The 24828-nt window shown below is 50.9% G+C and carries 18 protein-coding genes; 7 read left to right on the top strand and 11 right to left on the bottom strand.

What is annotated here, in order from left to right:
• Positions 1-151: 151 nt before the first annotated feature.
• The 3 genes from BZG82_RS01175 to BZG82_RS01165 form a co-directional block, all read right to left on the bottom strand.
• Complete coding sequence (locus tag BZG82_RS01175) at positions 152-1381, bottom strand: ammonium transporter (RefSeq protein ID WP_069586420.1); 1230 nt, start codon at positions 1379-1381, stop codon at positions 152-154.
• Between the two features lie 18 nt (positions 1382-1399).
• Entirely contained in the window at positions 1400-1738 is a 339-nt protein-coding gene (gene glnK, locus BZG82_RS01170; RefSeq protein ID WP_069586419.1) for a P-II family nitrogen regulator, read from the bottom strand.
• Between the two features lie 248 nt (positions 1739-1986).
• Positions 1987-2376, bottom strand: a complete 390-nt coding sequence (locus tag BZG82_RS01165; protein WP_158011464.1) for a YacL family protein — start codon at positions 2374-2376, stop codon at positions 1987-1989.
• Positions 2377-2641: 265 nt separating this feature from the next.
• On the opposite strand from BZG82_RS01165, the gene BZG82_RS01155 reads away from it, so the two are divergent.
• Positions 2642-3781: a glycerate kinase family protein gene (locus tag BZG82_RS01155; RefSeq protein WP_077764981.1), complete on the top strand. Its 1140-nt coding sequence runs from the start codon at positions 2642-2644 to the stop codon at positions 3779-3781.
• Positions 3782-3849: 68 nt separating this feature from the next.
• Here the strand turns inward: BZG82_RS01155 and acnB are convergent, their stop codons facing one another.
• Positions 3850-6447, bottom strand: coding sequence for a bifunctional aconitate hydratase 2/2-methylisocitrate dehydratase (gene acnB / locus BZG82_RS01150; RefSeq protein ID WP_077764980.1), 2598 nt, complete (start codon positions 6445-6447; stop codon positions 3850-3852).
• A 558-nt stretch (positions 6448-7005) separates the two neighbouring features.
• On the opposite strand from acnB, the gene BZG82_RS01145 reads away from it, so the two are divergent.
• Positions 7006-8919, top strand: a complete 1914-nt coding sequence (locus tag BZG82_RS01145) for a methyl-accepting chemotaxis protein (protein WP_077764979.1) — start codon at positions 7006-7008, stop codon at positions 8917-8919.
• Positions 8920-9040: 121 nt separating this feature from the next.
• On the opposite strand, the gene lpdA is transcribed toward BZG82_RS01145, so the two are convergent.
• The 7 genes from lpdA to BZG82_RS01110 form a co-directional block, all read right to left on the bottom strand.
• The gene (lpdA, locus tag BZG82_RS01140) at positions 9041-10465 is read right to left on the bottom strand and encodes a dihydrolipoyl dehydrogenase (protein ID WP_069586620.1); all 1425 of its coding nucleotides are present in this window, start codon (positions 10463-10465) and stop codon (positions 9041-9043) included.
• Positions 10466-10652: 187 nt separating this feature from the next.
• Positions 10653-12533, bottom strand: coding sequence for a pyruvate dehydrogenase complex dihydrolipoyllysine-residue acetyltransferase (gene aceF / locus BZG82_RS01135; protein WP_069586619.1), 1881 nt, complete (start codon positions 12531-12533; stop codon positions 10653-10655).
• 12 nt (positions 12534-12545) lie between these two features.
• Positions 12546-15212: a pyruvate dehydrogenase (acetyl-transferring), homodimeric type gene (gene aceE, locus BZG82_RS01130; protein ID WP_077764978.1), complete on the bottom strand. Its 2667-nt coding sequence runs from the start codon at positions 15210-15212 to the stop codon at positions 12546-12548.
• A gap of 92 nt (positions 15213-15304) precedes the next feature.
• On the bottom strand, positions 15305-16078 hold the full coding sequence (gene pdhR, locus BZG82_RS01125; RefSeq protein ID WP_069586617.1) for a pyruvate dehydrogenase complex transcriptional repressor PdhR: 774 nt from the start codon (positions 16076-16078) through the stop codon (positions 15305-15307).
• A gap of 280 nt (positions 16079-16358) precedes the next feature.
• Positions 16359-16913, bottom strand: a complete 555-nt coding sequence (gene ampD / locus BZG82_RS01120; RefSeq protein WP_077764977.1) for a 1,6-anhydro-N-acetylmuramyl-L-alanine amidase AmpD — start codon at positions 16911-16913, stop codon at positions 16359-16361.
• 27 nt (positions 16914-16940) lie between these two features.
• Positions 16941-18245 (bottom strand): diguanylate cyclase domain-containing protein, encoded by a 1305-nt coding sequence (locus BZG82_RS01115; RefSeq protein ID WP_077478955.1) that lies wholly within the window; start codon positions 18243-18245, stop codon positions 16941-16943.
• Positions 18242-19234, bottom strand: coding sequence for an ABC transporter substrate-binding protein (locus BZG82_RS01110; protein ID WP_077478954.1), 993 nt, complete (start codon positions 19232-19234; stop codon positions 18242-18244). Before BZG82_RS01110 ends, BZG82_RS01115 begins: the two co-directional genes overlap by 4 nt.
• Before the next feature lie 162 nt (positions 19235-19396).
• Here BZG82_RS01110 and nadC point away from each other — a divergent pair, with 162 nt between their 5' ends.
• The 5 genes from nadC to BZG82_RS01085 all read left to right on the top strand — a co-directional run bounded on the left by nadC (position 19397) and on the right by BZG82_RS01085 (position 24826).
• A complete protein-coding gene (gene nadC / locus BZG82_RS01105) occupies positions 19397-20305 on the top strand; it encodes a carboxylating nicotinate-nucleotide diphosphorylase (RefSeq protein WP_077764976.1) in 909 nt (302 codons plus the stop codon).
• 245 nt (positions 20306-20550) lie between these two features.
• Positions 20551-20964 carry a pilin gene (locus tag BZG82_RS01100; protein ID WP_158075969.1) on the top strand — a complete coding sequence of 138 codons (414 nt, stop codon included), beginning with the start codon at positions 20551-20553 and terminating at the stop codon, positions 20962-20964.
• Between the two features lie 24 nt (positions 20965-20988).
• The gene (pilB, locus tag BZG82_RS01095) at positions 20989-22671 is read left to right on the top strand and encodes a type IV-A pilus assembly ATPase PilB (RefSeq protein WP_077764974.1); all 1683 of its coding nucleotides are present in this window, start codon (positions 20989-20991) and stop codon (positions 22669-22671) included.
• A 9-nt stretch (positions 22672-22680) separates the two neighbouring features.
• Positions 22681-23895, top strand: a complete 1215-nt coding sequence (locus tag BZG82_RS01090; protein WP_077764973.1) for a type II secretion system F family protein — start codon at positions 22681-22683, stop codon at positions 23893-23895.
• 64 nt (positions 23896-23959) lie between these two features.
• Entirely contained in the window at positions 23960-24826 is an 867-nt protein-coding gene (locus BZG82_RS01085) for a prepilin peptidase (protein WP_077764972.1), read from the top strand.
• The last annotated feature ends 2 nt before the right edge of the window (positions 24827-24828 follow it).

Genomic DNA, 24828 nt, shown 5'->3' with positions numbered 1-24828 from the left:
AAATTAGACGATAAATGATAACGTTTCTCAGTTTCGTTAGTATACAGCTAATGATTTTGGGCTCAATATTCTGCCACGCAAAAAAAAACGAAACCCAACATCAAAAATGTAAGGTTTCGTTTCAGAGTTTAACGAAGTGCCGTACGAGTGACTATTTCACGCTAACGAATTCGGGATATGCATCAATACCGCAGTCATGCAAATCCATGCCTGACATCTCTTCTTCTTCGGTAACACGAATGCCCATGGTTTTCTTCAGTACCAACCACACCACAAAGCTCGCACCAAAGACCCAAGCGAAGATCACGGCCGCCCCCAGCAATTGTGCACCAAAGCTTGCGTCTGCGTTGCTCAGCGGCACGACCATCAAGCCAAAGAAACCACACACACCGTGCACCGAAATCGCACCCACTGGATCGTCGATTTTAATTTTATCGAGGCCGACGATGCTAAACACCACAATGGCGCCCGATACCGCACCGATAATAAGCGAAGCGACTGGCGTGGGAGATAAGGGATCAGCGGTAATGGCGACCAAACCGGCCAATGCACCGTTTAAGATCATGGTCAAATCGGCTTTGCCCCACAGTGTTTTACACACCAGTAAGGCAGCAATCGCACCGGCTGCCGCCGCCGCATTGGTATTCAAGAAAATTTGTCCTACCGCCGTGGCGTTTTCAAAGTCTGACACCATCAGCTGTGAACCACCGTTAAAGCCGAACCAACCGAACCATAGGATAAAGGTACCCAAGGTCGCTAGAGGCAGGTTCGAGCCAGGAATCGGATTCACTTGACCGTTTTTGCCGTATTTTCCTTTGCGTGCCCCCAGTAAGATTACCCCCGCTAATGCAGCTGACGCGCCCGCCATATGCACGATACCTGAGCCAGCAAAGTCGCTAAAGCCTGCTTCGGATAAGAAACCACCACCCCATGTCCAGTAACCCTCTACCGGATAGATGACAGCGGTGAGCACCACAGAAAACAGCAAGAATACCCATAGCTTCATACGCTCTGCCACGGCCCCTGAGACCACCGACATGGCGGTAGCAACAAACACCACTTGGAAAAAGAAGTCCGACTCGAGAGAGTGATCCGCGTCGGCCGCTTGCGTTCCAATCAGCGAACCAAACGAGGGCATAAAGCCACCCGCACTGTTGTCGACATACATGATGTTGTAGCCCACCAACAGATACATGGTACAGGCGATCGCGTACAAGCAAATATTTTTGGTGAGGATCTCGGTGGTGTTTTTCGAGCGAACTAGCCCTGCCTCTAACATGGCAAACCCAGCCGCCATCCACATCACCAACGCACCGGATAAAAGGAAAAAGAAGGTGTCGAGTGCGTAACGTAACTCAGTAACCGTATTGACCAATTCCATTGTGATTACTCCCTGTGATTAAATTGCTTCCAGATCCATTTCGCCAGTGCGGATCCGCACGGCTTGCTGGAGGTCAAAGACAAAAATCTTACCGTCGCCGATTTTGCCGGTTTGTGCCGCCTTGGAAATCGCTTCCACCACGGCATCAACACTATCGCTCTGGACGGCGATTTCGAGTTTTACCTTCGGCAAAAAATCGACTTGATATTCGGCGCCGCGATACAGTTCGGTGTGCCCTTTTTGACGACCAAACCCTTTCACTTCTGACACTGTCATGCCGTCAATGCCGACGTCGGATAGTGCTTCACGGACGTCATCAAGCTTAAAAGGCTTGATAATGGCGCTAATCAGTTTCATATCCTTCTCCTGAGTCCTTATGTTTGCATCAGTCAATAAGTATCAAGAGATATGCCAACTATTAATTAGATAAAAATCAGTATTTTACAGAAACTAACTGGGGGAAGGCGCACATTTGCACTTTTTTAGTGCAAACTATTCACCATCTCGACGCATAGATTCATCGTGAGGAGGACGATGCACCAAAGCGAGCCACGTGCGGATGTCTTATAGGAAGGAGGCGAGTGTCAGCGTCACTCGCCGGCAGGTTATCGCGTACGGCGTCCGTAGCGAGCAATAAAATCACGATACGCTTCGAGCATGGCCAGAAAGTCTTCATAACCACAAGCGGCACTGCTTTCTTGATCGTAAAACTGTAGGTCTTGAGCACTCAACGTATCCGTCGCCTCGTCAGAGGGCGTTTGTAACATCGCATTGGCCATCACCACCACTTCTTCAGGACTGGCCGTCAGCGTGAAGGTGTGTCCTCGCCATTGCTGCTCTTGACGCAACTGGGTAAAGGTGGCTAACCACGCATCCACCTCACTCAGGTCGGTACCCAACTCATCAAGCAACCAACGTCCCATGGCCTCATGCCCCATAGAGAACACAATGCGATAGCTGTCATCAAAACTATTGCGGGAAAATTCGTAATCCACATCCACCTCCAAAATGAGAGGCTATTGTCCGAGTTTTTCTATCAATTGCCAACTCGAGACTGTCATCAAACTGCCACCTTCGCCATACTTAAATACTATATCCAGACAACTTGGCGATGCAGGTAGGTAGCCAGTGAGTGAGTCCCCATGAGCATAGATAGACTATGTGATTGGAGTGAACGAACGTAGCCAACACCGCTGCGGCTTCAAGTAGGAAGGATATATCAGCCTCATCAACGTGGTCGCGTCTGGAAAGGAGTAGCCGATGCATATAGTGATAGCCCCTGATTCGTTCAAAGAAAGCCTTTCAGCTGGCGAGGCTGCGCAAGCCATCCATGACGGCATGGCGCGTATACTACCCAAGGCGCATTTTACCTTGCTTCCCATGGCCGATGGCGGTGAAGGGACGGCGCAAAGCTTTGCCCAGCAATTAGGCGGCGATTTTCACACTTGCCGAGTGACTGGTCCCGATTTTTCATCGCTCACCGCCAGCTATGTTATCGTCCCTTCGCAGCGACTCGCGATCATCGACGTGTCCAGCGCATCTGGCTTGCCCCTGCTCGCTCACCATCAACGCAACCCACTACACACCACCAGCCTAGGGACTGGAGAGCTTATTCGTGCCGCCCTCGCACATGATGTCGATGAAATCATTATCGGCTTAGGCGGCAGCGCCACCACAGATGCGGGCGCAGGTATCTTGGTCGCCTTGGGGGCAAAATTGCTCGATAGCCAGGATGCGCCCATTCCGCCAACCGGTGATGGCTTAGGTAAGCTCGCGCACCTTGATCTGAGCCAGCTCGATCCCCGACTTAAACGCGTCCGATTAACGGCTGCATGTGATGTAGATAATCCGCTTTGTGGTCCGCAAGGTGCGGCAACTGTATTTGCGCCCCAAAAAGGCGCGTCACCGGAGCAGGTTCGTCAACTGGAGCAACACCTGCATCGTTTTGCCAGCCTCTGTCGCTATCAGCTTGGCAAATCAATTGCACAATTTGCGGGCGCCGGCGCGGCCGGTGGAATTGGTGCCACTTTGGGAGGCTTACTGGGAGCGCAATTGGTCCCCGGTGTGGCGCTCTTGTTAGAACGCAGCCAAGCCACCCCTTACATAGCACAAGCCAATTGGTTGGTAACCGGCGAAGGAAAAGTCGATGGTCAAACACTGCATGGTAAGGTGCCCGCAGCCTTGGCACAGGTCGCGAAGCAATTTGATGTTCCTGTGATAGTACTCGCAGGCCGCGTTGGCGACGATTGTGAAACCTTATACGAACGCGGGGTTACTACTATCTTGCCGATTCAATCAGGCCCCTGTGATTTACAACATGCCTTTGAACACACGGCGGAGAATCTGCGCCGCACTGCGGAGAATGTCGCCCGCCTGATTGCCGCGCAAAGTGAACAATAAGTCATTCAGACCGACAGCATCATCAGGATAAAAAAACGCCCTCCGAAGAGGGCGTTAGATAAAGCCGGCTAGACCGCGGCTTTGATAATGACGTTATCCGCTTTTTGCGTGTATTCGTCCATACGGTGGAAGTTCAGATAGCGATAGGTATCTGCTGCAGTCGCATTAATGTGCTCTGCGTATTCGAGGTATTCCTCTTTGGTAGGAATACGTCCTAGGATCGCACCTACCGCCGAAAGCTCAGCTGAGGCAAGATACACATTGGCGCCGGTTCCCAAACGGTTCGGGAAGTTACGGGTCGAGGTCGACAATACGGTCGATTTCTCTGCCACACGTGCTTGGTTCCCCATACACAATGAACACCCTGGCGTTTCAATCCGTACCCCAGCACGGCCATAAATACCGTAATAGCCTTCTGCCGTTAGCTGATCCCTATCCATCTTCGTCGGTGGTGCTACCCACATACGGGTCGATAAACTGCCACCGAATTTATCCAGCAGTTTACCAGCTGCACGGAAGTGACCGATGTTGGTCATACAGCTACCGATAAAGACTTCATCAACGCTATCGCCAGCAACATCCGACAAGGTGCGGGCATCATCTGGGTCGTTCGGCGCGCACAGAATCGGCTCTTTGATGTCTGCCAGATCGATTTCGAGCACATGCGCGTACTCGGCATCTTTATCCGCTTCCATCAAACTTGGGTTAGCGAGCCATTGCTCCATCGCTTGGATACGACGCTCGATGGTACGACGGTCACCATAGCCTTCGGCGATCATCCACTTCAACATCACAATGTTCGACTCAAGGTACTCTGCCACTGACTCTTGTGACAGCTTGACCGTACAGCCAGCCGCTGAACGCTCTGCGGATGCATCCGACAGCTCAAAGGCTTGCTCAACAGTCAGGTGCTCCACCCCTTCAATTTCCAAGACACGGCCTGAGAATTCGTTGATTTTGCCAGATTTCTCAACCGTCAGGAGACCTTGCTTAATACCAAAATATGGAATGGCATGCACTAAGTCACGTAAGGTGACTCCAGGCTGCATTTCGCCTTTAAAGCGCACCAGAACTGACTCTGGCATATCCAGTGGCATCACGCCGGTTGCAGCCGCAAAGGCCACCAAACCTGAACCGGCAGGGAACGAGATCCCCAGCGGGAAACGGGTGTGTGAATCACCGCCGGTTCCCACGGTATCGGGCAGCAGCATTCGGTTCAGCCATGAGTGGATGACACCATCACCCGGACGCAATGACACACCACCACGGTTCATAATGAAGTCTGGTAGTGTGTGGTGGGTTTCGACATCCACAGGCTTTGGATAAGCGGATGTGTGACAGAATGACTGCATAGTGAGATCAGCGGTGAAGCCCAGACACGCTAAATCTTTCAACTCATCACGCGTCATCGGACCCGTGGTATCTTGAGAACCTACGGTGGTCATTTTTGGCTCGCAATAGGTACCGGGGCGGACACCCTCGACACCACAGGCTTTACCGACCATTTTCTGCGCCAACGTAAACCCTTTGGTGGAGTCCGCAACAGGACGCGGACGACGGAATACGTCCGAAGGCTCAAGGCCTAAACTCTCACGCGCTTTGTCGGTCAAACCACGGCCGATGATGAGAGGAATACGGCCCCCGGCGCGCACTTCATCGTATAAGATATCGGTTTTCAGTTGGAAGGTAGACAAGACCTCGTCGGTGCCATGCTTACATACCTTGCCGTCGGCCGGATACAAGTCAATCACATCACCCATGTTGAGCTTGCTAACATCTAGCTCAATCGGCAACGCACCCGCATCTTCCATGGTATTGAAGAAAATCGGCGCGATTTTTCCACCTAAACAAAAACCACCAAAGCGCTTGTTCGGCACATTAGGAATATCTTTGCCCATAAACCACAGCACAGAGTTGGTCGCTGATTTCCGTGACGAACCCGTACCGACTACATCACCCACGTAAACCAGTGGATGACCTTTTTCTTCCAGCGCTTTCATTTGCGCAATCGGACCAATCTCACCGGGCTTATCCGGTTGAATGCCCTCGCGCTCGTTCTTTAACATGGCCAGCGCGTGGAGCGGAATATCAGGGCGCGACCAAGCATCGGGTGCGGGCGATAAGTCATCGGTGTTGGTTTCACCTGACACTTTGAACACCGTCAACGTCACTTTTTCAGGGATTTGCGGCTTGTTTAAGAACCACTCGGCGTTAGCCCAAGATTCCATCACTTGCTTGGCGTAGGTATTCCCTGCTTTCATTTTATCTTCAACGTCATAAAACGCGTCGAACATTAGCAGAGTCTGAGACAAGGCCTTTGCCGCAATCGGTGCCAACGTGGCATCATCAAGCAGTGCGATAAGCGGTTCGATGTTATAACCGCCTTGCATGGTACCTAATAGCTCAGTCGCGCGTTCACGACTAATGAGCGGAGAGCTTGCTTCTCCCTTCGCGAGCGCGGCAAGAAAGCCAGCTTTCACATAAGCCGCTTCATCCACGCCGGGCGGAATTCGATTTTCAAGTAGGTAGACCAGTGTTTCTTCTTCGCCAGCGGGCGGGTTTTTCAACAGTTCTATCAGACTGGCGGTTTGCTCAGCGTTCAGCGGTTTAGGCACAATGCCCTGAGCGGCACGTTCTTCGACGTGTTTACGGTAGGCTTCAAGCACGACTATTTCCTCTTTTCTCGGTCAGATCGTGTGATCCAACATCCTTGGAAAGTGTTAGTACTCGTATCACGCTTATCCGGCGAAGTTTATTAAAATTTTCCAGCAAGACGAGGGTTCGAGCACGTAACCGCTGCGTGAGGATAGCATTTTTAACTTAAAATTAAAATCTACCCCTTTTATGAAACATACGACTTAGGTCTTAGTGACGCAGCGCGCTAATCCCTATTCTTCTCACACTACTCACAGCATGTGTCGCGGTTGTGACTGATTCTACACCGCTTTTTTCCACGACGCAGTAATCAGTCTGTTATCAAGTTCACAGCTTCACATCCGCGGTAGAAAGGTATTATTCCCCTTTGCTGTTGAAACTGCGCACTAGGTGTTATTTTTATCAATAAAACCGAACTGTTCCGTTAAGTTTGTGGGGTTCTCGCCGATACGTCGTTAACCATTCACACACTTCTGCTAACTTAGACATTAGTACCATAAAAATATCCTAGTTTTTGTCACCCTATTGCGTGGYAAACCCTGTATTCATTGACTTGTAGAGAGAAGGGCATGAAGCTAAACCAACTCACTATTAAACAAAAACTCATCTTGGCCTTTGTGTCAGCCGTTATCGCCTCCACGGCGATTATCAGCTACATGAGCTTAAGCCAAGCTCGAGATATTATGGAAAAGCGGCTGTTGGAGAACGAGCTGCCAACCACCCTCACCCAATTTCGCGATTCGATTGATAGTGAAGTCAACCAGCTACAATCCGCCGCACGCCAGTTAGCCTCAAACCCTGTAATGCTCGATATGATCAGTAGCGACATGAGTGCCAGTGAAGAAGCGCGTGTCATCGAGCAACTCAATATTTTGCGAGAACAATATGGCCTGAATGACGCCAGCATTGCGAACCGTAAGACGGGGCAGTACTGGAATCAGAATGGCTTCTTGCGGGTCCTGACCCGCGATAAAGACGGGTGGTTCTATAACTTCCTAGACAGTGGCAATGCCACCATGGCGCAAGTGTTCCAAGAGGATAATGGGGATCTCAAACTGTTCGTGAACTTCCAGCAACTTAACGGGACAGGCCTGGCTGGGTTTTCACGCTCCCTGGATGACATGACGCAATTTCTGAATCAATTCAAGATTGAGCAATCTGGATTCGTTTTTCTCGTCAATGCGCAGGGCGAAGTTCAGCTCCATCGCGACACCAGCCTAATGGGAGAGAAGAACCTTACCGACTTATATGGTGCTCAAGCACGTAGCCTGCTTAACAAAGGTGACTTCAATTTACTCGACACCAAAGTGAATGGTGATGAACTTTTACTCGCCTCTAGCTATGTGCCTTCCATGGATTGGTTTGTGATCGCAGACGTCCCAGCAGACGAAGTCTATGCCCCGCTGAATCAAACGCGCAACCAAATTTTAATGGTCTCTGTCGTCGTCGGCCTCTTATTCGTTGTTGTCGCCATCTGGCTTGCTGCGACCATTACCAAGCCTATCCAATATGTCGCCAATGTATTCCGTGAAATAGGTGAAGGCGAAGGCGATCTGCGCCAACGTGTGGACATCAACAGCCAAGATGAAATTGGCCAGCTCGCGTCTGGTTTCAATAGCTTTGTGGAAAAAATCCACCGCCTAGTCTCAGATGTAGCCGCCACGGGTGGTGAGCTAAGAAGCGCCGCCGAACAGGTCTCAGCACAAGCCAGTGCCACGCAATCGCAAAGTGAACATCAGCGAGATCGTACCGTTCAGGTGGTGACCGCGATTAACGAGATGGGCGCTACCGTCAATGAGATTGCTGGGAATGCGGCCAATGCCGCCAGCGCTGCGAATCAAGCCTCTGATGGCGCAGCCAGTGGCCAACAAGTCGTTACCCAAGCGCGAGATACGATTGCACGCTTAGCCGATGACATGGAGAACATGTCCAAGGTCGTCAGTGCATTAGCAGAGAATACTGACTCGATTGGCGGCATCTTGGATGTGATCCGCGGTATCTCCGAGCAAACCAATTTGCTGGCACTCAATGCGGCGATTGAAGCGGCACGAGCGGGCGAACAAGGACGCGGATTTGCGGTTGTTGCCGACGAGGTGCGCAGTTTGGCAAGTCGGACATCTGACTCTACCGATGAAATTCAAACCATGATCGATCGCCTCCAACAAGAAGCGAGCAATGCGGTGCAAGCCATGGAGCAAAGCCGAGCGATGACGGCCGAAGGGGTCAATGCTTCCGACGAGGCGTCACAAGCACTCAATTTGATCAACGAGCAAATTGTCCAGATCTCGGATATGAACACCCAAGTGGCGACGGCTACCGAGGAGCAGTCCACCGTGGTGAATGACATTAACCAAAATATTGAAGAGATTAATCACAGCTCGCAGCAAACCGCTGATACCGCCAACACCATGGCAGAAGCCAGTGAGTCACTGCGCGATCTTTCTAAACGTCTTGATACCTTGGTTGGGAGCTTTAAGCTTTAAACGCTATCTTCTGACGCACGAAGCGGGCTTTGGCCCGCTTTTTTATTCTTAAGCGGTACCTAACAGATATAAAAAAAGCCCCGCATGGCGGGGCTTAATCAGAAAACGATAAACGCGCGGTTTATTTCTTTTTCTTTGCTTTTGGATTTGGCAGGTCAGTGATTGAGCCTTCAAACACTTCTGCGGCAAGACCAACAGACTCATGCAAAGTTGGGTGAGCGTGTACTGTCAATGCGACATCTTCGGCATCACAACCCATCTCGATAGCAAGGCCAATCTCGCCTAACAGTTCACCACCGTTAGTACCAACAACCGCACCACCAATCACGCGATGAGTGTCTTTATCGAAGATCATCTTAGTCATACCGTCGGCACAATCAGACGCGATTGCACGACCAGACGCGGCCCATGGGAAGGTAGCCACTTCGTAGTTAATGCCCTCTTCCTTACACTCTTTCTCGGTCTTACCGACCCATGCCACTTCTGGCTCAGTGTAAGCAATCGATGGGATCACTTTAGGATCGAAGTAGTGCTTTTTACCAGCAATGACTTCTGCGGCAACGTGGCCTTCATGCACACCTTTATGCGCAAGCATTGGCTGACCAACGATATCGCCAATTGCATAGATATGTGGCACGTTAGTACGCATTTGCTTATCAACACGGATAAAGCCACGGTCATCAACTTCAACGCCCGCTTGGCCAGCGTCAAGTAGCTTACCGTTTGGTGTACGGCCGATGGCAACCAGAACGGCATCATAGCGTACAGGCTCTGCTGGCGCTTTTTTGCCTTCCATGGTGACGTAGATGCCGTCTTCTTTGGCTTCTACCGCGGTCACCTTGGTTTCTAGCATCAGGTTAAATTTCTTGCTGATACGCTTGGTGAAGACCTTCACCACGTCTTTATCCGCAGCTGGGATCACTTGATCGAACATTTCAACAACGTCGATTTGTGAACCTAGCGAGTGATAAACCGTACCCATTTCTAGACCGATGATACCACCGCCCATTACCAGCAGTTTCTCTGGTACTTCTTTGAGCTCAAGCGCGTCCGTTGAGTCCCAAATACGTGGGTCTTCATGCGGGATAAATGGCAGTTCGATTGGACGAGAGCCCGCCGCAATGATGGCATTATCAAAATTGATAGTGGTGGTTTCATCACCTTCAACTACTAGGGTGTTCGCGCCAGTGAAACGGCCTTTACCGTTAACAACAGTCACTTTACGCTGCTTGGCCATGCCACCCAGACCACCGGTCAGCTGACCGATAACCTTATCTTTCCAAGTGCGAATTTTGTCGATATCGGTTTGTGGCTCGCCGAAAACCACACCGTGATCCGCCATGGCTTTGGCTTCTTCGATCACTTTGGCAACGTGAAGTAGGGCTTTAGAAGGGATACAACCAACGTTTAGACATACACCACCTAGGGTGTTGTAACGTTCAACCAATACTGTTTCCAAACCTAGGTCGGCACAGCGGAAGGCGGCGGAGTATCCAGCAGGACCAGCGCCAAGGACGACGACTTGCGCTTTGATTTCTTTACTCATTCTGACCTCGTTGTAGTCTTATTCCCTGACAGGCTAAGAGCGGTAATTTTTTATTGTTGTGGGAGTTTGGAAGCCACAGTTTACAGCCATGTTAATGGGCTGAAAAATAAAAACCCATAGCCTGTGAGCTGCACAACAATTCCCAACCGGCCCGTAACGGGCCGGAGGGTGTTGTCGGTGACGCGAATTACAGTACCAAACGGCGGATGTCTGACAACAAGCCGTTGAGGTAAGTAATAAAGCGCGCGCCTTCGGCACCGTCAATCACACGGTGATCGTAAGACAGAGACAATGGCAGCATTAGGCGAGGTTCAAAGTCCTTACCGTTCCATACTGGTTTCATTTCTGACTTAGACACACCCAAGATAGACACTTCTGGTGCATTGACGATTGGCGTAAATGCCGTACCGCCTAGGCCACCTAGGCTAGAGATGGTAAAGCAACCACCCTGCATATCAGAGGCAGTGAGTTTGCCTGCACGAGCTTTCTTAGAAACCGCCATCAGCTCTTCAGATAACTCGTAGATGCCTTTTTTGTTCACGTCTTTGAACACAGGCACAACCAGACCGTTTGGCGTGTCAACCGCGATACCGATGTTGACATACTTCTTCAGGATCAGGCTTTCACCGTCTTCAGATAGCGATGAGTTGAAAGAAGGGAAAGCTTCTAGCGCTTTCGCAGCCGCTTTCATGATGAACACCAATGGGGTGATCTTCATGCCAGACTCTTTCTTCTTCTCGATCGCGTTTTGTTCTTTACGGAACGCTTCCACTTCAGTGATATCAGCGTTGTCCCACTGCGTCACGTGCGGGATCATCACCCAGTTACGTGCTAGGTTCGCACCAGAGATTTTCTTAATGCGAGACAGTGGTTTAACTTCGGTTTCACCGAATTTGCTGAAGTCCACTTTTGGCCAAGGGAGCAGACCCAGTGCGCTACCGTCGCCTGAACCCGATGCTGCACCTGATTCAAGGCGTTTCAGCGCTTCTTTTACAAAGCTCTGAACGTCTTCTTTCAGTACGCGTCCTTTACGGCCACTACCTTTTACCTTCGCAAGGTTCACGCCAAATTCACGGGCCAGACGACGAACAACAGGAGACGCATGCGCGTATTCTTTGTTCTCTACAAACTCGTCTTTGCCAGCGTCAGCTTTAGCCGCTGGGGCGTCAGCTTTGGCTGCAGGAGCGGGTGCCGCCTTCTCAGCAGCAGGTGCCGCTGCAGGTGCAGGCGCTGCTGGTGCGCTACCGGCAACTTCGAAGACCATGATCAACGAACCCGTCGAGACTTTATCGCCCGCGGCCACTTTGATTTCTTTCACTGTACCCGCAAACGGTGCCGGTACTTCCATTGACGCTTTGTCGCCTTCAACGGTGATCAGTGACTGCTCTTCTTCAATGGTGTCGCCTACCGCCACCATGATTTCAGTCACTTCAACTTCATCGCCACCGATATCAGGGACGTGAACGTCTTTGGCTTGTGCTGCTGCAGGCGCTGCTGGTGCCTCGGCGGCTGCAGGCGCTTGCGCTGGCGCGCTACCACCCACTTCGAACATCATGATCAGTGAGCCAGTTGACACCTTGTCACCCGCCGCGATCTTGATTTCTTTAACGGTACCCGCAAACGGTGCAGGCACTTCCATTGAGGCTTTATCGCCTTCAACAGTGATCAGTGACTGCTCTTCTTCAATGGTATCGCCAACCGCAACCATGATCTCGGTGACTTCGACTTCGTCACCACCGATATCAGGCACGTGCACTTCTTTGATTTCTGACGCAGCCGCTGGAGCAGCAGGGGCGGCTGGTGCCGCCTCTTGAGCTGGTGCGCTTTGCGCTGGCGCATCGGCTTCGAAGATCATAATCAAAGAGCCAGTGGTAACTTTGTCACCCTCAGCAATTTTGATTTCCTTGACCACGCCCGCTTGTGATGCAGGCACTTCCATGGATGCTTTATCACCTTCAACGGTGATTAACGACTGTTCTTCTTCGACCTTGTCGCCAACGCTAACAAGGATCTCAGTCACTTCTACTTCATCAGCACCGATGTCAGGTACATTAATCTCGATTGACATTATTTCAGCCTCTTACGCGAACAGCGGGTTTACTTTGTTGGTATCGATGTCGAATTTCTTGATAGCGTCCGCTACCAGTTTCTTGTCAACATCGCCACGCTTAGCCAGCTCGTTAAGCGCCGCAACAACCACATAGCCTGCGTTCACTTCGAAGTGACGACGTAGGTTTTCGCGGCTGTCAGAACGACCAAAGCCGTCAGTACCCAGAACTTTGTAAGATTCCGCTGGGATAAACGCGCGAACTTGGTCAGCGTAGTTCTTCATGTAGTCAGTCGCAGCAATCGCAGGCTCAGTTCCCATTACAGTTTGGATGTAAGGAACTTGTGCGTCTGCATCTGGGTGCAACATGTTGAAGCGCTCTGCATCTTGGCCGTCACGTGCCAGCTCGTTGAACGAAGTCACGCTGTATACGTCAGACGCTACACCGTACTCATCGCTAAGCAGTTTCGCCGCTTTGCGCACTTCAGTCATGATGGTGCCAGAGCCCATTAGCTGAACTTTCGCTTTGTCGCCCGTGTAGGTTTCTAGCTTGTAGATACCTTTACGGATACCTTCTTCCGCGCCCTCAGGCATGGCTGGCTGATGATAGTTTTCGTTCATCAGCGTCAGGTAGTAGTAGATGTTTTCTTGGTCAGGACCGTACATGCGACGGATACCGTCTTGCATGATCACCGCCACTTCGTACGCGAAGGTTGGGTCGTAAGAAACACAGTTAGGTACAGTGCTCGCCAGAATATGGCTGTGACCGTCTTCGTGCTGCAGACCTTCACCGTTCAGGGTAGTACGACCGGCAGTAGCACCCAATAGGAAACCACGTGCTTGTTGGTCACCTGCCATCCACGCCATGTCGCCAACACGTTGGAAGCCGAACATTGAGTAGTAGATGTAGAATGGGATCATTGGCAGATCGTTGGTGCTGTAAGAGGTCGCCGCCGCTACCCACGATGACATCGCGCCTAGCTCGTTGATCCCTTCTTGCAGTACTTGACCGCCTTGGTCTTCTTTGTAGTAAGACACCACACCACGGTCTTCAGGGGTGTAAGTCTGACCATGTGGGTTGTAGATACCTACTTGACGGAACAGGCCTTCCATACCGAAAGTACGCGCTTCGTCAGCAATGATAGGTACAATGTTTTTGCCGATGTTTTTGTCTTTCAGCAATACATTCAAAGAGCGTACAAAGGCCATGGTGGTGGAGATATCACGCTTCTGCTCAGACAGCAGGGCTGAGAAATCATCCAGTTTTGGCAGTGTTAGCTCTTTAGTAAAGTTAGGCAGACGTTGCGGGGTGTAACCGTGCAGCGCTTTACGGCGCGCGTGCAGGTACTCATACTCCGCTGAACCTTCTTCCAACTGTAGGTAAGGCAGGTTTTGTACGTCTTCATCAGACAGCAAGTCTTGCAGGCCAAGACGATCACGCATGGCAATGACGTGGGTCATGTCCATTTTCTTCACTTGGTGCGCGATGTTCTTACCTTCTGCCGCTTCACCCATGCCGTAACCTTTAACGGTTTTCGCTAGGATAACGGTTGGACGGTCATTGCACTCTTGTGCCGCTTTGAACGCAGCAAACAGTTTTGATGGCTCATGACCACCACGCTTCAGTGCAAAGATTTCTTCGTCGGTCATATCAGCAACCAAAGCAGCTGTTTCTGGATACTTACCGAAGAAGTGCTCACGCACGTAGGCGCCATCTTTTGACTTGAAGGTTTGGTAATCGCCGTCGATGGTTTCGTTCATCAACTGCAGCAGTTTACCTGAGGTATCTTTCGCCAGCAGTTTATCCCAGGCAGAACCCCAAACCACTTTGATCACGTTCCAGCCAGCACCTTTGAATAGGCCTTCTAGCTCTTGGATGATCTTACCGTTACCCATTACAGGGCCATCAAGGCGCTGCAGGTTACAGTTGATCAGGAAGCATAGGTTGTCCAATTTTTCACGGGCCGCGAACGACAGCGCACCACGTGATTCTGGCTCATCCATCTCACCATCACCCAAGAACGCATAAACGCGTTGCTCTGAGGTGTCTTTCAGACCGCGACCATGCAGATACTTGAGGAAACGCGCTTGGTAGATAGACGCAATAGGACCCAGACCCATAGAAACGGTAGGGAATTGCCAGAATTCAGGCATCAGTTTCGGGTGTGGGTAAGAAGAAATACCTTTACCGTCTACTTCTTGGCGGAAGTTGTCGAGCTGCTCAGCAGTGAGACGACCTTCAACAAACGCACGCGCGTAGATACCTGGAGAGATGTGACCTTGATAATACACCAAATCGCCGCCGTCTTTTTCATTCGGCGCACGGAAGAAGTGGTTGAAACAGGTCTCGTAGAAAGCAGCCGATGACTGGAATGATGCCATGTGGCCACCCAGCTCTAAATCTTTCTTGGACGCACGCAACACGATCATGATTGCGTTCCAACGAATGATAGAACGGATACGACGTTCCAGATTCACATCACCTGGGTAAGCAGGTTCTTGATCGGCAGGAATGGTATTTACATAGTTGGTGGTCACGCCAGTTGGCATGTCAACACCGTCTAAACGTGCTTGTTCCAGTACTTGCTCCAGAAGGAACTGGGCACGTTCTACACCTTCTTCACGAACGACTGACTCGAGGGCTTGTAGCCACTCTTGAGTCTCAAGTGCGTCCACGTCATGTTTCATGACTTCAGACATGGCGATCTATCCTTTCGTTGATTGACTCATACAAAACAAACGTTGTCGCAGCTGGAGACACCGCTTGCCCTTTCTTTTGGGCGAATCCGGTATTATTCCAACTCGTCCTTGCGTTGTTGAATTCGACGCAGAGACCGTTCTCGACGGCTTTCTTCACGGCCAAGATCCAACAGAGTTTCCTCAATGTAAGCTAAGTGTGCATGTGACGCCTGTCTGGCTTTTTCTGGTTCGCCAGCAGTAATCGCATCCACGATCTCAGCCCGGTGTCGGCTGACGTTTTCCACCGTTTCTTGGCGGCGGTAAAGTAGCTCAAAGTTTTGCAGAATATTCTGCTCCAGCAGCGGCGCAAGACTGCGCATAATATAAAGCAGCACCACATTGTGTGCCGCTTCCGTTACTGCAACTAAATACTGCATGACAGCCGAGGCTTCTGCCTCTAAGTCCCCTTGTTGCTGCGCATGACGAATTGCATCATGGCAGTCACATATCCGCTTGAAGTCTTCTTTCGTGCCGCGAAGGGCGGCAAAGTAAGAAGAGATGCCTTCCAGCGCATGACGTGACTCCAGCAAATCAAGTTGGGTTTCAGGATGGTCCGCCAATAACTCTAGCAGGGGTTCAGAGAATCGCTGCCACAGTCGTTCACTGACAAAAGTGCCGCCACCTTGTTTACGCGTCAGCAACTTTTTAGCTTCAAGTCGCTGGATCGCTTCGCGCACTGACGGACGCGACACATCAAATTGTTTTGCCAACTCCCGCTCAGGCGGTAACTTCTGGCCCGGCGATAAAGTGCCTTCCAGAATTAAACCTTCGAGCTCTTTCTCGATAACATCTGAGAGTTTAGGTTGACGAATTCTTTGATATGCCATTGTTTTTGTTGACCATCCGTCTTAGCAGCTTTCACTGCCTTCGACAGAAACTGACTGGTTGTCAATTGGTAATACCAATTTTTTATAATCCTTTAAAGTTACCAGACAGCAGATATTGTGTCCACCAGAAGTTTGATTGACATCATGGAAACGACTGTATCTTTAAGGTGACAGTCGGCACACTCTGGCTCGCAAAAATTGGTCTGACCAATAAACACTTTATTAACAAGTCGCTTTTTTACAGCCCCACGAGCCTAAACAAGCGCGTGATGCCGCCACACTATTTGACGATCAGCGAATTATAGTAGGGCCAATCAAATGCAGGGCCCGGATCGGTTTTTCTTCCCGGCGCAATATGTTCATGGCCGGTAATACGATCACAGGTAATGGCTGGATAATACTGCATCAGCGTACAGGTGATCGTCGCTAAAGCTTGGTACTGCGGATCGGTATAAGGTAGGTCATCCGTGCCTTCAAGCTCGATACCGATCGAAAAGTCATTGCATTGCTCGCGTCCATCAAAACACGAAGCGCCAGCATGCCACGCACGCTCGTTGAATGGTACAAACTGGATCACACTTCCATCTCGTCGGATCAGTAGGTGCGCGGAGACGCGAAGATCGGCGATCTCGGCAAAATAAGGGTGCTCACTCGCGTCGAGCTGACCTTGAAAAAACTGTTCAATATAGGGTCCATCAAACTGTCCTGGGGGGAGGCTAATATTGTGGATGACCAGTAAGGAAATCTCTTCCCCATCGGGTCGTTGGTTGTAGTGGGGAGATGGGCAAGCGCGCGCGCCCACCAGCCAATGATCGTTGATGTTTGAAAAAGACATGCCGCTATCCATGGTTGGACTGGACGATTACTCTATCTCGCGGGTGTTCAGATTGGAATAGAAGCAGCAACCCGCGCTTGGATTCGCTTTGGCGTGATACATGGCCGCATCAGCTTGATTCATCAATTGTTGCAATTCCAGCCCATCGGTGGGGAAACAGCTCACCCCGATACTCAGAGAAAGCTCTAGCTCTGCGCCATTGGTCACCATGGGCGCGCGCATTTCTTGCATAATGCGCTCAATCACCTCGTGCAGTGCCTGTTTATCCGCCAATAAATCGAGCCAAACAATAAACTCATCGCCGCCTAAACGCCCGACTAAATCAGAGCGTCGCACCGCAAGCTTTAACCGCTGGCTAACGACTTTTAGCAATTCATCCCCCACCCCGTGACCATAGGTATCATTCACTTCTTTAAATCGGTTTACGTCGATAAACAGCAACGCGGCTTTAGTTTGCGCGCGTGAAGCACGCATCAAGGCCACCTCCACATGTGACTCAAACGCGCGGCGATTAAACAGTCGCGTGAGTTCATCATGCTCGGCTAAATACATTAGCTGTTGCTGTTGCTCTCGCAGTTGCTGAGTTTGTTGGGCAATCTCTTCGGCAAGCTGCTCTTTGCGCACCATGGTGTTTTTCAAGGTACGTTTCATCTCGTTAACGTGGGCGGCAAGATCAGACATCTCGTCAGAGGTTTCGAGTGAAAGCTGAGTGGTTAAATCCCCTTGCTTTATTTTCGCCACATCGTCATGCAGTTCTTCTAACCGCTGGAAGAAACGTCGCCGTGTGTTAGTGGCTAACGCGGTCACTAACAGCGCCAGTAAGATCAGCACACCGCCATGGAGGAGAAGCAAGGCTTTTTGTTGCTGCCCAGCTGAGTGCATCGCTTCTTGACGCATGGAGAAGGCCGCCTCACTCATGGTTTGCAATAGCATGTTATAGCGAGAAAACACCATCAATCGCGAGGTATCCGTAGTATTGATCTCGCTATGACGTCGCGCTGATAAGACAAGTAAAGTATCGATACTCTGTGCCGCTTGGCGAATCACTTGGATAGACTGTAACGGCAGTTCACTGTTTTTTTCACGAAGGCGTTGCAGTAAGGTTTGGTTGGCATGATACGCATCTTGGCGTGTTTCCGCGCTATGGTACTGCTGATATAACCAAAGCCTTCCCCGCACCGCATCAATTTGTGAATGTAAAGAGACGATGGCATCGAGACGATGTTGGACCTGAGTTTGTTTATAAAATAACTCGACGGTGATAAGTAAGGTGATCATGGTGAGCGCAGCACAAGCATACACCACGACACTTAACTGTTGTCCTATCTTCATTTTAATAAGCTCGCCTTATGCGTCGCCTCCGTTAAAGGGCCAGGATTTAGCAAACGACGAAAGCTCGGTTCCGTCCCTGCCACTAGTCCAGCTTCTCGCGCCCACATAGCTTGATTTTTCAAGCTAAGGAGTAAAGCGTCGCTCAGGGAAAGCCGAAAAAGATAATCTTGCCACAGCCATGCCAGCTGGTTGTCGGGAATCGATAAGTAGTCGGCCACGACTGCTTTTGATTCATTAGGATAAAGATGAATATAATCAATCGCGTCATCGAGCCCTGCAATCACTTGGCGCATATGCTGGTGTTGATGAATGTTTAATGGGCTTCGGCTCGCCAATAAAAAAGAGAGGTTGTGCAGCCCTTTACTGTTAAATTGCGATACGCGCTGCTGCGCCTCTTGCATGATGTGATAGCCGTAAGGCTCCCAAATAGAAATCGCATCCACCTCCCCACGTAATAATGCGCCGGGAAGTTGGTCTGGAGAGTAGTAGGCCTTTCGTATCGGTAACTCAGATAGACCATTCAAATTCAGCATTAAGTCTAAGAAGAACTCGCTGGCACTCGATTGCACCACGCCAACACGCGCATTCGCCAGCACATCTAAAGATTGGTGAATCGGCAACGTCAATGACCAGAGCTTAACGTCGTTATTGGACTCTACAAAGCTGGCGAGGATATTAAAGTCATCGCGTTGAAAACTATTAAACATCGCCACGGTTTCGGAGACCGTCGCGAGATCGGCCTCCCCCGCCATTAGCGAATTGAAGCTTTTTACTCCACCATGGACAGGCCTTAACGTAACCCCTATACCTTGTTGTTCAAAAAAGCCTTTTTTCTTCGCAATAATGATTGGAGCGGCAAGCGGGGTGAGCGATACCGCGATCGTCATGGTCGGCCCACTGTTGGTAACTGGCGCACGCACCCCTTGCCATACCCAATATCCCAGTATTGCGATGGCTAACATGGCACATAATGCCAATAGTCGTTTCATTGTTGCGCCTCATAAGTGTGTGCTGACACCAAGTATAGTCAAGGTTTAGACAGGCTATGTATAAAAAACAAGACGACAAAAAAGTTTACCGCGGCAGTAGCTGCATTTCATCACCAGTGAGGTTATCATTTCGGCAACTTTTGACTGCACCAGTGAGCCAAGATGACGTCGACAACTTCTCCATTTCGCGCGGTACACGATAGCGATAGCCGCTTTGCTTATCTCACCTCGCACCTTGATGCGGACGTAAAACGTCTAGTTTCTGAGACACTTCGAGAAGACTTGGGAGGAGAGATTGATCCCAGTCAGGACATTACCGCAAGCTTAATCCCTGCCGACTCGGTCTCCACCGCTACTTTGATCACCCGAGAAGCTGGGGTATTTTGTGGTCAGGCGTTTGCCGATGAGGTGTTTCGTCAACTCGGCGGTACCGTGTCGCTCACTTGGCATGTCAAAGATGGCGACACAGTGACGCCAAACCAAACCCTGTGTACCCTGCACGGCCCCTCGCGGATTATTTTGACCGGCGAGCGTAATGCGATGAATTTCATTCAAACCTTGTCAGGCTGCGCCAGTAAGGTTGCGACCTATGTGGCAGCGCTCAACGGCACTCACACCAAATTGCTCGACACCCGCAAAACCATTCCAGGGCTGCGTAGTGCGTTGAAGTACGCGGTTGCGTGTGGTGGCGGCCATAATCATCGGATTGGGGTGTTCGATGCGTATTTGATTAAAGAAAATCATATTCTTGCCTGTGGTGGGATTACCAATGCCGTGCAAGAAGCCCGTCGCCTTAACCCCGACAAGCCAGTGGAAGTAGAAACAGAAACCTTGGCCGAGCTGCAACAAGCCATTGATGCAGGTGCCGATGTGGTGATGCTGGATAATTTTACCATTCCCATGATGCGTGAAGCGGTTGCGCTCAATCAAGGCCGTGTCGCACTCGAAGTGTCTGGAAACGTCACCTTGGACACCCTCGCCGACTATGCCGCCACAGGCGTGAATTATATTTCCGTGGGCGCGCTGACCAAGCATGTTACTGCGCTCGACTTATCCATGCGCTTCCAATAACCCTTCTGTTGGCAAGATGATGAGGCCGCTTCTGATTAGCGGCCTTTTTATAACAATTTCGTGACAAAAAATTTGTAGTCTGTCGAACACTGCAACAGAAAAAACCCGCTGTTACATCAAGGTTTTACCCTTGACTCTCAAACTTATGTTCCCCCTCTTTTTTGCGCCACACGCACGAGCGTAAAGTGCTGGTACTGATTGTTGCCCACATTATGGCAACTCATGATTACGAGGAGAGATATAGGATGCAAAAGCAACAAGGGTTTAGCTTGATTGAGTTACTGGTGGTATTAGGCATTATTGGCGCTCTGACTGCCATCGCCATTCCGCAATACCAAAAGTATCAAGACAAAGCCAAAGTCACTGCCGCGATTGCCACACTGACCAATATGCGCTCCGTGGTAGAAGCGTATGTTATGGAAGAGGGTAAGTTCCCAGAAAAAACGGCTGGAAAAACACTTGGTATTCCTGATGATGTAACACTCACTCCTGTTAAAGGTGTTGAAGGTAACATGTCTCTAACCGTACAGGGGTTACCGGGAGGTGGAGACGTAAAGCTCTCGCGTACTGCTGCAGGCCACTGGAAGTGCGAGCAACCATCGACAACCATAGAAGTCAATGGTTGCAAGCAAGCGAGTAAAAACCAGCCAACACCTTAAGCGAATATAAAACAGGGACTCACGATGATCCCAACCGCTCAGTTGTATCAAGCCGGTTTATTGACTGATGCCCAGCGCGATATGCTGGGCATTGGTGACAATACCTTGCTCAGTCTTGCGCATTTACTCGATGCTGGGGTTGACCCCACCGCGCTCGCCAACACCCTCGCCAACCTGCACCATCTTCCATTTGCAGAAAGCCATCAGTATCCGTTTAAAGACACCTGCTATGCGCTCGACCGGCGCGATTTGATTCAGCGTCATCAAGTGCTACCGCTTGCTCAGCAAGGCCAAGATCTATTACTGGGGGTCAGTGATCCAGATAACGCAGAAGCTGTCGCTGACTTTCGCTTTTCTACTGGGCTCAATGTCCGGTTAGTGGTGCTCAGTCAGCCAGATTTGGATGCCGCTTTGCATCACTTATACGGGGCAGATATCGATGGCACTGGCGATGGCATCACCATCAGTGATCAGGACTTAGCGGCCCTGACCGTCACCGATAGCCCACAAGAGGACAGTGCCGAGCTACAAAGCGATCAGGCGCCCATCAGTCGTTACATTCAACAGATCTTAGTGGATGCGGTGCGCAAAAAAGCCTCCGACGTGCATTTCGAGCCCTTTGAGCATCACTACCAAATTCGCTTTCGCCAAGACGGTTTATTGCAAACCTATGCCCATCCTCCGGCTGGGGTCTCGCGGCGGCTATCGACCCGGCTCAAAATCTTAGCTCAACTCAATATTGCTGAACGACGTTTGCCACAGGACGGACGCATCAAGCTGACCCTCACCGCCGATCACACCGTCGATATGCGCGTCTCCACCTTGCCAACCATTTGGGGTGAGAAAGTGGTGGTTCGTCTGCTAGATAATGGCCAACAGCAATTAACCTTGCATGATTTAGGCTTAACCGAGTGGCAACGCCAGCACTATCAAGACGCATTGGATAGACCGCAAGGCATGATTTTGTTTACCGGCCCAACCGGAAGCGGCAAAACCGTCTCTTTATACAGTGGGTTAAAATATCTCAATCAGCCCGAGCGCAATATAGCCACCGTCGAAGATCCGGTTGAGATCCAGCTAGAGGGCGTCAACCAAGTCAACGTTAATACGGCCATTGGTTTAGATTTTGCCACCGCACTCCGTGCGTTTTTGCGTCAAGATCCCGATGTGGTCATGGTGGGGGAAATTCGCGATCTCGACACCGCTGAAATCGGGATCAAGGCCGCGCAAACCGGTCATCTGGTGTTATCAACCCTGCATACCAATTCTGCCGCCGAGAGCATCACCCGTTTATCTCATATGGGCATTGCGCCCTACAACCTTGCTAGTTCTCTAACCTTGGTGGTGGCCCAACGTTTGGTCCGCCGTTTATGTCCGATGTGTAAACAGCCGCATCCAGCTGATGACCCGCACCTTCAGCACTTAGCCAACCTCTACCCGACGTTAACCCCAAACACCTTGTACCAAGCACATCCTCACGGCTGCTATCAGTGTTACCAAGGCTATCAAGGTCGCACAGGGGTGTATGAGGTGCTTCCTGTGACCGAGACCATTGCCAGCGCTATTTACCGCAATGCCAGTGCCATCGAACTGACCCAACTGGCGACGGAGGAAGGGATGTGGCGACTGGCCGAATCCGGGATTGCCAAACTCAACCAAGGGATCACCAGCATTCAAGAGCTTACTCGCGTTATTCAGCTTGCCTAAGGAGTCTTCATGGCCAAACCTACGCTGTTTCTCTTTCATTGGCGTCAAGCCGCTGCAGGCGGCGACAAAAAAGGTCAGGTGTTCGCCTATACCGAGCAGGATGCTCGCCAACAGTTAGCAAGCCAATCGATCTTGCCCACACGCATCATTCGCCGTCGGCTATCGAGCTTTCAGCAGCGCCGTCACAAAGCCAACGCGGCGGATATCACTCAGTTTTCCCGCGATCTCACCACCCTGCTTGAGTCTGGGATCCCCATCGTACAAGCCCTCAACCTCATCGCGCTCAATCAGGTCAAAGCCGAGATGCGCTTGCTGGTGCGTCATATTCGCCAGCAACTCGAAGCCGGTACCAGTTTGAGTGATGCGTTGGCGCAAGCGAGTCCCTTGTTTGATCGCTTCTATTGCGATCTGGTCGCAACAGGCGAGCAAACCGGGCAATTGCCGCAGGTCTTTGCCCGGTTAACCTTATATCGTGAAAAGCAGGCGCAGCTTCGCAGTAAAGTGATTAAAGCCATGATCTATCCCACCATCGTGATCAGCGTGGCCTTGGGAGTGAGTGCCTATTTACTGGTATTCGTGATCCCGAAGTTTAAACATATTTTTGACTCCTTCGGCGCCGAGCTACCTTGGCTGACCCAACAAGTCCTCGCCTTATCGGACATCGTGAGCCAGCACGCATTGACCATCACATTGATAATGGCGGGCCTTGCCGCTGCCCACCAACTACTGCAGCGTAAAAACGCGACCTACCAATATTACTATGACCGCTGGCTACTGCGACTGCCCGTCATCGGTGAAGTGGTGAGTAAAGCCTGCATTGCCAAGTTTTCTCGTACCCTCGCCACCACCTTTAGTGCCGGCATTCCGTTACTTTCTGGCTTACAAGCGGCCACGAAATCCATGACCAACGCCTATTATGTTCACGCGCTCAACGCAGTTTACCAGCACACCGCGACCGGTATTCCACTCCACCAAGCATTGCGTGACAGCGACAGCTTCCCTGTAATGGTGACGCAAATGGTGATGATTGGCGAAGAGTCGGGATCACTCGATAATATGCTCAACCGCATCGCGCAAATCTATGAAGCCGAAGTCGATAACACCGTGGACAACCTCGGTAAAATCATCGAGCCCCTGTTAATTTTAGTGCTGGGGCTATTGATTGGCGGCTTGGTGGTGGCCATGTATTTACCGATTTTCAATCTGATGTCCGTTCTTGGCTAGCCAAGATAGAGTCTCTCGCCACAAGGCGCTATGATGCGCACAAGGTTTATACCCAGAAGGTCCCATGTTGATATTCTCATCGCCGTTATTCATCGGTCTTGCCGGCCTATTCGGCCTGATTATCGGTAGCTTTTTAAATGTGGTCATCGCACGTTTGCCAATCATGATGGCGCGTCGTTGGCGCCAAGAATGCTTGGCCACGTTTCCCGATGCTAATATTGATGCCCCTGACGGGCAGCGTTTTGATTTGTGTCTCCCAGCGTCTCACTGTCCGGCCTGTGAGCAAACCATTCGCTGGTATGACAATATTCCGCTGCTCAGTTGGCTGGCTTTAAAAGGCCGCTGCCGCCATTGTCAGCACCCCATCAGTAAACGCTATCCGTTGGTGGAGCTGACCAGCGCAATACTTTGCATGCTTCCCGCTTGGCTTCTCGCCTCCCCGACATGGGCCATCGCCGTGATGGCGGCCAGTTTAGTCTTGCTCGCCCTAACCTTGATTGATTGGGAAACCCTGTTGCTGCCCGATCAACTCACCTTACCTTTGATGTGGGCCGGCATCGGCCTTGCTCTTATCGGCATCAGCCCAGTCACCCTCAGTGAAAGTGTGATTGGCGCCATGGTCGGTTATGTCAGCCTTTGGAGCCTCTTTTGGGCTTTTAAGCTCATCACCGGCAAAGAAGGCATGGGCTATGGCGACTTTAAGCTTTTTGCCGCCTTGGGGGCTTGGCTGGGATGGCAAGTACTGCCGCTATTGATCCTGCTGGCCTCATTGAGTGGCGCCGTGATTGGCACGATCGTACTCCGCCGACAGCAGCAAGGACTGCAACAGCCGTTTGCCTTTGGTCCTTTTATTGCGATCGCCGGCTGGGTCTGCCTCCTGTGGGGTGATGGCCTGTTACACTGGTATCTTTCACAAGTATTGGGAGTATAGGT

Origin of the sequence: Salinivibrio sp. PR5, assembly GCF_001996085.1 — a bacterium.
GTDB classification, from domain to species: domain Bacteria; phylum Pseudomonadota; class Gammaproteobacteria; order Enterobacterales; family Vibrionaceae; genus Salinivibrio; species Salinivibrio proteolyticus.
This window is presented reverse-complemented; position numbering and strand designations above follow the sequence as displayed.

What these genes read in the sequence shown, in the direction of transcription:
- BZG82_RS01175 (WP_069586420.1), bottom strand. Translation starts at nt 1,381, where the DNA reads ATGGAATTGGTCAATACGGTTACTGAGTTACGTTACGCACTCGACACC.
- glnK (WP_069586419.1), bottom strand. Translation starts at nt 1,738, where the DNA reads ATGAAACTGATTAGCGCCATTATCAAGCCTTTTAAGCTTGATGACGTC.
- BZG82_RS01155 (WP_077764981.1), top strand. Translation starts at nt 2,642, where the DNA reads ATGCATATAGTGATAGCCCCTGATTCGTTCAAAGAAAGCCTTTCAGCT.
- BZG82_RS01145 (WP_077764979.1), top strand. Translation starts at nt 7,006, where the DNA reads ATGAAGCTAAACCAACTCACTATTAAACAAAAACTCATCTTGGCCTTT.
- lpdA (WP_069586620.1), bottom strand. Translation starts at nt 10,465, where the DNA reads ATGAGTAAAGAAATCAAAGCGCAAGTCGTCGTCCTTGGCGCTGGTCCT.
- aceF (WP_069586619.1), bottom strand. Translation starts at nt 12,533, where the DNA reads ATGTCAATCGAGATTAATGTACCTGACATCGGTGCTGATGAAGTAGAA.
- aceE (WP_077764978.1), bottom strand. Translation starts at nt 15,212, where the DNA reads ATGTCTGAAGTCATGAAACATGACGTGGACGCACTTGAGACTCAAGAG.
- pdhR (WP_069586617.1), bottom strand. Translation starts at nt 16,078, where the DNA reads ATGGCATATCAAAGAATTCGTCAACCTAAACTCTCAGATGTTATCGAG.
- ampD (WP_077764977.1), bottom strand. Translation starts at nt 16,913, where the DNA reads ATGTCTTTTTCAAACATCAACGATCATTGGCTGGTGGGCGCGCGCGCT.
- BZG82_RS01115 (WP_077478955.1), bottom strand. Translation starts at nt 18,245, where the DNA reads ATGAAGATAGGACAACAGTTAAGTGTCGTGGTGTATGCTTGTGCTGCG.
- BZG82_RS01110 (WP_077478954.1), bottom strand. Translation starts at nt 19,234, where the DNA reads ATGAAACGACTATTGGCATTATGTGCCATGTTAGCCATCGCAATACTG.
- nadC (WP_077764976.1), top strand. Translation starts at nt 19,397, where the DNA reads ATGACGTCGACAACTTCTCCATTTCGCGCGGTACACGATAGCGATAGC.
- BZG82_RS01100 (WP_158075969.1), top strand. Translation starts at nt 20,551, where the DNA reads ATGCAAAAGCAACAAGGGTTTAGCTTGATTGAGTTACTGGTGGTATTA.
- pilB (WP_077764974.1), top strand. Translation starts at nt 20,989, where the DNA reads ATGATCCCAACCGCTCAGTTGTATCAAGCCGGTTTATTGACTGATGCC.
- BZG82_RS01090 (WP_077764973.1), top strand. Translation starts at nt 22,681, where the DNA reads ATGGCCAAACCTACGCTGTTTCTCTTTCATTGGCGTCAAGCCGCTGCA.
- BZG82_RS01085 (WP_077764972.1), top strand. Translation starts at nt 23,960, where the DNA reads ATGTTGATATTCTCATCGCCGTTATTCATCGGTCTTGCCGGCCTATTC.